Source organism: Kribbella sp. NPDC050470, from assembly GCF_044458365.1.
GTDB lineage: Bacteria > Actinomycetota > Actinomycetes > Propionibacteriales > Kribbellaceae > Kribbella.
Map to the genome: position 1 here is coordinate 682854 of NZ_JBITHV010000004.1, position 7061 is coordinate 689914.

Genomic DNA, 7061 nt, shown 5'->3' on the forward strand with positions numbered 1-7061 from the left:
CCTGCCGTTGCTCTTCATCAGCCGTCGACTAACGCGTTCGCGGTTGTCGTCCGTCGCGCTGTTCGACCGCAACGGTCGGTCGTCACACGCAAGCTTAACCGAGTTCCCCACGGTTACCGAGCGAGTTCAGGTACGGACCTCGTACCGCCTTTCACAAGTGAATGGCCGCGCTGGCCAACCGCCCGTCTTCGGTGCCGTTGATGCCGTTGTCGTCGGGCCGAATGAAAGACAAAGTGCTCTACCTCAGCTGTTTTTCGACAGATATTTATCAAGGTAGTGAGGTCCTGGCACGGCGTTCGGCCCAGATGTGCTCGGCGAGCGATGCGGAGGCCGCGCAACGACAGCCGCAAATCGGGCACACCTCTTGCATGCTCGGGTCGAAGGCCGCGAGACCCGTCGCGATCAGACCTGTGAGCGCTCAGCCGTTGAGCTTGCATGAGCGATTTGGCCGATCCGTGCAACCGCCAAGTTCCGGGCGGGCAACTGTGCTGAGTATCCACCGGATGAATGCCGGGGAGGGCTACCTGTATCTCCTTCGGCATGTCGCCGCTGGGGACGTCGATCGGCGGATGGCTACGCCGTTGACCGCGTACTACACCGCGTCGGGATACCCGCCCGGCCGCTGGATGGGACAGGGCCTTAGCGGCCTCGGCGATGGCGAGTTGGTCCCAGGGAGCGAGGTGACCGAGGCGCAGATGGCCGCCCTGTTCGGGCGCGCGGAGGATCCATTGACCGGCAGGACGCTCGGCGAGCCGTACCGGGTTTTCAAGGGTCCGGAGGAGCGGATCCGGGACCGGATCCGCGATCTCGACCCTGCCCTGTCCGAGGCCGAACGGGAGCGCGCGATCGCGCAGATTCGCCGGGCGGAGATGCGGAAGAAGTCGCGGCAGGCGGTCGCCGGGTTCGATCTGACGTTCTCGCCGGTGAAGTCGGTGTCGGCGTTGTGGGCGACTGCCGATGTGGGCATCCAGGAGCAGATCGTCGCTGCGCATCACGAGGCTGTCGTCGATGTGCTGTCGCTGATCGAGCAGCACGCGGCGCTCACCAGGAGCGGCGATGGCGGCATCGCACAATTGGATACCCGCGGGGTGATCGCGGCGGCGTTCGATCACTGGGACAGTCGCAGCGGCGACCCGCAACTGCACACTCACGTGGTGGTCGCGAACCGCGTACAGGGGCCGGACGGCGCGTGGCGGACTCTGGATGGGCGGGTGCTGTACCGGGCCGCTGTGGCGATGTCGGAGATCCACAATGTGCTTCTCGCCGATCATCTCGCGCGTCGTATGGGCGTGAAATGGGAGCTGCGCGAACGCGGTTCTCGGCGCAATCCGGCGTTCGAGATCGACTCGATTCCCGAGGAACTGCTCCGCGAGTTCTCTGCAAGAAGCGAACAGATCGAAGCCAACCTGACCGCACTCCTGGACGAGCGTCTTGGCCAGATCCACGCACCCGACCGCCGCGAAATGTACGCCCTACGGCAGCGTGCGACCCTCCTGAACCGGCCAGCCAAGCACCTCGCCCGACCCCTCACCGAACTGCTGGCGCAGTGGCGTAAACGCGCCGACCAAGCCATCGGAGCGGAGGCCGTCGACGCCATCCAACGGTCCCTCCACAAGGCCGGCGAACGTCCCTTGGCGGCGGCAGACCTGAGCCCTGAAACGCTCGACGCGTACGGCGCCGCGACCGTCCTGACCCTGCAAACCAAACGCGCGACCTGGACGCGCTGGAACCTCCTCGCCGAGGCCGCACGGCAAACCCGACTTCTCCGGTTCGTCTCCACCAATGACCGGTTCGCCGCGCTGGAAGCGATCGTCGAACGCGCCGAAAAGCACTCGATCAGCCTCACTGCGCCCGACCTCGTGACCATCCCCGTCACCCGCGACGGCGGCGAGAACGTGTTCACGATCCACAACGGCCAGATCTACACCTCACCCGTCGTTCTCGGAGCCGAAGCCGTCCTGCTCGACCTGGCCCACGACGCCAACGGACCCACCATCGCCCCAGCCACAATCCACACCGCCGGACTCAGCGCAGACAAGGCCACCGCGCTCCGCAGGATCGCGACCAGCGGACAGAAGCTCGAGGCCCTCATCGGCCCAGCCGGAGCCGGCAAAACCAGCCTGCTGTCCGCACTCGCGGCCAGCTGGGAAGCCAGCCACGGCGACGGGTCGACCATCGCGCTCGCACCATCGTCCGCCGCCTCAACCGTCCTGGCCGACGCCATCGGCGCCCCCACCGAGAACATCGCCAAATGGATCTTCGAGTCCGCTGGCCTCGGCGCCGAACAGCGCCGCGACATGATCCTGCACACCGAACACGCCGCCAGCCTCGCCCGCCGCTCAGGGCGCCGCCTCCGCCACCAGCGACTCATGGCGCAGCTCGCCGCCCTGAGCGCCGAGCGCGACCGATGGAGCTTCCACAACAACCAACTCGTCATCATCGACGAAGCCTCCATGGCCAGCACCATGGAACTCGCCACCCTCGCCCGCGCCGCCAACACGGCCGGCGCCAAACTCCTCCTGGTCGGCGACGACGCCCAGCTCTCCGCCGCCGACACCGGCGGCGCCTTCCGCCTCATCGCCCACGACACCCAAGCCGCCGAACTCACCGACGTCTGGCGCTTCACCAACCCCTGGGAACGCGACGCCAGCCTCGCCCTCCGCGCCGGCGACCTCACCGCCATCGACGCCTACGACAACCACCACCGACTCACCGCCGGCTCATCAGAGGACATGGAAGACGCTGCCTACAAGGCCTGGCTCACCGACACCCATAACGGTAAAACCAGCCTCCTCATCGCCGCCGACAACGCCACCGTCGCCCGCCTCAACGCCCGCGCCCGCCTCGACCGCATCACCACCGGCGAAGTCGAACCCGACGGCATCGAACTCCACAACGGCAACCACGTCGGCCTCGGCGACCACATCGTCACCCGCCTCAACAACCGCCGCCTCCCCTACGGCAGCAACACCGGTCACCGCCAGTTCGTGAAGAACGGCGACCACTGGACCGTCATTCACCGCTGGCCCGACGGCTCCCTCACCGTCCAAAACCCCACCGGCGACACCGTCACCCTCCCCACCGCCTACGTGCAAGAATCCGTCGAACTCGCCTACGCCACCACCGCCCACCGAGCCCAAGGCGCCACCGTCGACACCGCCCACCTCCTCGTCACCGACCACCTCACTCGAGCCCTCATGTACGTCGGCATGACCCGCGGCCGCAACACCAACAACGCCTACGTCGCTACCCACCCGAGCGCGTCAGACCTCCACGAACCTCACCCCGAACAGACAATGGAGGACGTGCTCGAAGCGGTCCTCAACGATCCCGGCGTCGAGCAATCCGCCCACGAGGTCATGCGCCAAGAACTCGACAACGCCACCCGCCTCGACCGCCTCATCCCCATCCACGAATACCTCTGCCAACTCGACGCCAAGAAGCGCTACCAGCCGGCTATCGCCGCGTCAGGCCTAGACCCAACCGACCTAGCCGCACTCCAAGCCTCCCCCGCCTACGGCCCGCTCATCGCCGAACTCCGCCGCGCCGAAAACGCAGGCCTCAACGTGGCCGACGTACTCCAAAGCGCTGTCAACCGATCACCGCTCACGAAGGCGCACGACGTCGCAGCCGTCATCCACCACAGAGTCCACCGCCTAACCGCCCGGGCACTACACAAGGCCGGCCGCCACCCCACACAACTCCTCGGCCTCGTCACCCCAGCCATCCACATCAGCGACCCCAGGCTGATCGCGCCACTGCGCGAACTCGAGTCCCAGATCATCGATCGCGCAAACTGGCTCGCCGAGGAGCTACTCGCCCATCCACCTGCCTGGTACCGCAAGCTGCGCCACGCAGCCGGTGAGCCCCCAGACCAGGAACTCACCGAGCTTGCTCGCGAGATCGCCGCGTACAGGGAGCGCTACCAGATCCACGGTCACTCGATCCTCGGGGACACACCACCAACCAACGCAGCCGTGCGACGCCATCAGCACGCCCGGCTAATCAGGATGCTCACCGGGTTCTCGCCAGAGCCTGTCGAACGATCGATCGATGGCACAGGCACTGCTGAGGTGTCAGCACAGTCCGTTCAGCTGCCGCGACCAGACTGACGTCACGTATCAGGTGCTAGGCCAGACTCACCGACCGCGGGTCGGTGGGATCTAGGGGTGCGAGGGTCCCCACCTGCATGCTTCCATGAAGGTGTTCGACCACCTGCTTAGCACCGCACGCCGATCGGGAAGCCGCTGACCAGATCAGCAAGGCTCAGGCCACCCGACGACTGGTGATCTGAATGGCACTTCCCGACCTGGATGTTGCACGCGGACAGCACTGGCGTGCCGCGCGGGTTCCCGAGCACGCTCGCGACCAGCTGCGCGTCGAGTGCGAACTCGCTCCGCGCGACCTGACGATCGTGGAACGATGCCCGCCATGGCGCGAGGACCTCGCGCAAGATTGGAAGAGCTCCGCGATCGCTCGCCTGCGCTACAACGCCACCCGTACTTCCAGGATCGACACAGCCTGTCGCAGCGCAACGTCCGCGTGTACGCAGACCCGGTCTCACATCTTCTGCCTCGTTCACAGTCCTGATAGACCCTTCTCATGGGCATGGCGAAGTTGACGTTCGGCAGGTTGACCGAAGCGTGGAAGGGCGAGGCTGCTGACTTCACGCCGCTGCTCGCCGCTCAGCTGGACTCCCTCGGCAATGCGATCGGGGTCGATCTCACCGCGCTGGGGGCGTCGGAAGTGGCCACCACTGGTGGCCGCCGCATCGACATCGTCGCGCAGGTCGAGGACGGGTCGGAGTTCGTGATCGAGAACCAGTACGGCCGAGCCGACCATGATCATCTGACCCGCGGGCTGGCCTACGCGGTGGCGCGCCGGGCCCGTGGGCTGGTCGTGGTGGCGGAGGAGCACCGCGATGAGTTCCGCGCGGTCGCTCAGTACCTGAACGAGCTCGCCGAGCTCGACAGCGAACGGGGTATCGCGGTGTGGCTGGTGGAGGCCCAGGCAGTACGCATCGAGAACAGCGCCTGGGCACCGCTCTTCACCGCGGTCGTCGAGCCGAACCAGTTCACGGCGACAGTCGAGAAGGCCAAGCAGTCGGAGACCGTCACGCTAGAGGAGTTCTTCGACCAGTTCGATGTCGCGGACCTGCGACAGGCAGCGGTGGCCTTGGTTGGCAAGTGGCAAGCTGCGGGATATCGGCGAAGGCTAGGTCCGAAGCATGTCGTCCTCGAGGCGAGCGGTCCTTCCGCTGGAGGTATTCGGACCGTCGTCGCAGTCTTCAACGACGGCCATGTCCTCGTCCCTTTCAGCGCCTACGCCGGCCTCAACAGCGGAATCCCCATCGAGTCGCTCACCACGCCGGAGTTCCGGGACGCGGCCGACCAACTCTTCGGGTTCAACGGGACCGAGAAGCAGGCCCGCACCGTTCCAGGTTGGCTGACACCCGAACGCGTGAACCCGCTCCTGACCTTCTGCATCCAGGTCGCAGACGCCTACAAGGCCGCCCTAGCCCAAGGCCCTTCCACATGACCGCCTCCGCTTCAGACGGGGCACATCGCGCGCAATCGACAGCGGCCGGAGCTCCATCCGTCCTCGAGCAAGCAGGCACGCGGCGCGGTTCTCACCACAGGTCGAGATCCGCGAACTCCTGGTCTAGTGCGTCGGCTGCGGAAGGGTTGTGGATTCGGCGGCCCATGTAGACGTCTTGGGTGATGGAGACCTGGGCTTGGCCTAGGTGGTCGGCTATTTGGCGGGCGGATTGGCCTCGGCGGTCCAGGGCTGTGGCTGTGGTTTTGCGGAAGGTGTGGGAGCGGATCCAGGTGAGGGCGTCTGAGGGTGAGGGTTGGGCTGCTTGGTCGACTTGGGCGCTGAGCTCGGGGGATGCGTCGAGGTTTATGCGATAGGCCTTGACGAGGATGGCTACGAGTTCGCGGTCGAGCTTGATGCGGCCGGTCTCGATCAGCTCGAGTCTGGTCTTTGGCCAGCCGAGCTTCGTGGCGACCTGTTTGCGGGTGAGGCCGGTTTGGAGGCGGGCGGATCGGAGGGTCTGGCCTAGGTCGCGGCGGGCGGTGCTGGCTACGGGGGACAGTGCGCGGCGGAGGGCTCGGCGGACGTTTGAGGGGTCTCGGAAGCCTCCGAGGGAGTCGGCGAAGATAGGTTCGTCGAGGAGGATGCCGGCTGCGTGGCGTCGGCGGAGCATGGTGACGGCCCAGTCTGGGAGGGGTAGGGCGCGTTCGCCGGCCTTGGACTTCGGGGCTTTGCGGATCAAGCCTTGGCCTGGGACGCGAACCATGGTGTGAGTGATCTCGACTGCGGCGGAGTCGAGGTTGACCTGTGACCAAAGGACTGCGAGCGACTCGCCGATTCGGACTCCTGTGCCGAGCATGAAGAGCACTAGGTCCGGGAGGTCGGCGTGTACGGCGGCTTCGTCGGTGGTCAAGAGTTCGCGTAGGCCTGCTATCTCCTCGTTGGTGAGCGAACGGGGCGGGTTCTTCGGGCGGGACTCGACCGGTTCGACTTCGCGGACCGGGTTGACGGTCAGGGCGCCGTACCGGACGGCGAGTTGCATCATGCCGGAGATAACCGCGCGGCAAGTCTTCGCGGTGGGGCGGCCGGCGTTGCGCTTGATGGTTCCGATCACTCTGTCGATGCGGGGCGTGGTTGCCTCACCGATCAGGAGTTCACCGAGTGCAGGGCGTACGTAGTTCTTGATGGCAGTGCGGTACGTCGTCAGCGTCGTCGGTGACCGGCGGCCGTCTTCAATGCGTTCCTCGAACTTCTCGATCCACAGGTCGATGAGGTCGTTGATCTTGTCCGTCGGGCTCAGCTTGCCGTACTGCGTGAGCTTTGCCCGGTCTCGCAGCTTCGAGAGGAGGCGGTGCTCTGCTGCGCCCTTGGTCTTGGCGGAGGCGGTGACCTCACGGGTACGTCCGTCGTGGTCACGGAAGTACGCGGACGCGTGTCAACGGCAGCCGAAAACTGACCAGCTTGCGGCAACTGAATGTTGACCATCTTCTGGTTCATGGTTCGTCGGTCGGGGCGGTGGGGACGCG

Annotated in this window: 4 protein-coding genes; 2 read left to right on the plus strand and 2 right to left on the minus strand. The window is 66.0% G+C overall.

The window, feature by feature from the left end; translation table 11 throughout:
* Positions 1-368 precede the first annotated feature (368 nt).
* Positions 369-4112: a MobF family relaxase gene (gene mobF, locus ACIBGM_RS15165; RefSeq protein ID WP_396385842.1), complete on the plus strand. Its 3744-nt coding sequence runs from the start codon at positions 369-371 to the stop codon at positions 4110-4112.
* Positions 4113-4219: 107 nt separating this feature from the next.
* Here mobF and ACIBGM_RS15170 read toward each other — a convergent pair whose 3' ends face one another.
* Positions 4220-4453, minus strand: coding sequence for a hypothetical protein (locus ACIBGM_RS15170; protein ID WP_396385826.1), 234 nt, complete (start codon positions 4451-4453; stop codon positions 4220-4222).
* Positions 4454-4608: 155 nt separating this feature from the next.
* Between ACIBGM_RS15170 and ACIBGM_RS15175 the strand changes: the two genes are divergently transcribed.
* Positions 4609-5538 (plus strand): hypothetical protein, encoded by a 930-nt coding sequence (locus ACIBGM_RS15175; protein WP_396385827.1) that lies wholly within the window; start codon positions 4609-4611, stop codon positions 5536-5538.
* A 91-nt stretch (positions 5539-5629) separates the two neighbouring features.
* On the opposite strand, the gene ACIBGM_RS15180 is transcribed toward ACIBGM_RS15175, so the two are convergent.
* Positions 5630-6871: a helix-turn-helix domain-containing protein gene (locus tag ACIBGM_RS15180; protein ID WP_396385844.1), complete on the minus strand. Its 1242-nt coding sequence runs from the start codon at positions 6869-6871 to the stop codon at positions 5630-5632.
* Positions 6872-7061 lie beyond the last annotated feature (190 nt).